The sequence below is a fragment of the Streptomyces sp. NPDC002130 genome, from assembly GCF_040296465.1.
GTDB lineage: Bacteria > Actinomycetota > Actinomycetes > Streptomycetales > Streptomycetaceae > Streptomyces.
In genome coordinates this window covers 1-1559 of the sequence record NZ_JBEOXI010000756.1, presented here as the reverse complement: position 1 = coordinate 1559, position 1559 = coordinate 1, and the positions used below count along the sequence as shown (strand labels likewise).

The 1559-nt window shown below is 60.7% G+C and carries 4 protein-coding genes; all 4 read left to right on the top strand.

The annotated features are described in order from the left end of the window. Positions 1-14 precede the first annotated feature (14 nt). A complete protein-coding gene (locus ABT116_RS45210) occupies positions 15-335 on the top strand; it encodes a hypothetical protein (protein WP_351646866.1) in 321 nt (106 codons plus the stop codon). Then, the gene (locus tag ABT116_RS45205) at positions 335-796 is read left to right on the top strand and encodes a hypothetical protein (protein WP_351646864.1); all 462 of its coding nucleotides are present in this window, start codon (positions 335-337) and stop codon (positions 794-796) included. Before ABT116_RS45210 ends, ABT116_RS45205 begins: the two co-directional genes overlap by 1 nt. Then, complete coding sequence (locus tag ABT116_RS45200; protein WP_351646862.1) at positions 796-951, top strand: hypothetical protein; 156 nt, start codon at positions 796-798, stop codon at positions 949-951. Before ABT116_RS45205 ends, ABT116_RS45200 begins: the two co-directional genes overlap by 1 nt. A gap of 81 nt (positions 952-1032) precedes the next feature. Beyond that, a partial coding sequence (locus ABT116_RS45195; RefSeq protein ID WP_351646860.1) for a hypothetical protein occupies positions 1033-1559 on the top strand: 527 nt, incomplete at its 3' end.

Below are 1559 nucleotides of genomic sequence, written 5' to 3'. Positions count from 1 at the left end.
CCGGGCGGTGAGTGATGGCGCTGGAACGGAGCGCAATCGACTGGCAGCAGGCAATCAGCAGGGCGCTCGGATGCAGGCCCGGTGAGATGACGTATCAGTTGGAAGAGTGCGTCGAGAAGATCGAAGGATTGCGGATCGCAGCCACTCCGGATGGTGAAAACGTGAGCGGTTGGGTGAAGGCCGTGTTCCTCGAGCCCCACGGCCAGCGGTTCACTGTGGACCTGCCCCGCACTCCACCGACGCTCCTGGTGGGCAAGCGGACATATCGCCGCGTGGACGATCCCGACGACTGCCAGTTCCTCGGCTGCTACGTGCATGACAGTGAGGCGAAGTGATGAGCAAGTGGGTAGATATGGGCGCCGGCGTGCACTGCGCACCGTCTGGAGTTCTCTACATCGACGGGCGTCCGTACGAGATGGTCGGCGTACCGCGATTCACCTCCACGTCGGAGGGTGTCGATCAATTTGAGATGACCGTCGTGCCGAAGGAGTTCTCGGTCTCGTTCACGATCGAGCGACCGAGTGGGGTAGCGGAGTGGCCTGGCGGTAAACCGCCGGCGTGGCTGCAGACGGAGGCATACGAGCACGCGCACGCCTTCGCGAGTGAGTTGTCGGAGTCGAGTGGGATTCCAATGGAGGAGTGCGTGCAGGCGGTGCTGAATGTGATGTCGCCGAGGAAGCCGCAGTCGCCGAAGGTCAACCCTGCCGCGAAACCGAATGTGACCCCGCCGATGTGGGTTCGAGATCCAGCGAAAACACGAAGGACTGCGTACGGGCCGACAAGGAGGGTCAAGTGATGCATCTGCACAAGTGGGGCAAGTGGGAGAACGGGACGCTGATCGACGTCTACAACTACGAGGCCAATGGAAAGCCGGATGGGCAGAAGATGCAGCAGAAGAAGTGGTGCACCGTATGCGGCCGACTGAAGGTGCGAGTTGTGCGACTCTGGTGAAACATGTTGTGGCGCAATGCAACTAGGTGTGATATGTGGTAGAATCGCACCAGAGTTGCGGACTGTTGGGAAGGTGTGACCATGAGCGTTGGGACGACCGAAGCGGATCACTTCTACCTACTGAGAGTTGATCAGAAAGCTCTACTGGATCTGCTGAAGAAAATCCCTTCACTCGCGGAGGACCTCGCAGTCACGACCTATCGACAGGATCGGATCGGCAAGGGCGGCATGAAAATCGCATCGGGTACCGATGAGCAGCCCTTGCCGTTCAATCTCGGCGCAAGCAACGCGATCGACCTACTGTTCAACGAGCTGGCAGGTTGGGCTCGGCACGTCTGCGAATCACGCGGGATCTCATACATGCCGACTGGGTTCACGCACGACTTCGACTTTGTGGGCCCACTCCGCGAGAGCGAAAATCGCCTCCCGTCCGGCTATCAGGAATCGGTGCTCGGGTTGGCGCGGTGGCTGCGGCGAAACATTATCTCGCTCGCGATGACCGAAGGTGCCGACACCGCATACGTCGACATCAGCAAGGTGTGGACGACGACGGACTGCTCGTCGACCCCGACGTGCTGCGCCGCGTGCGGGACCTGTACGCCGCCGAC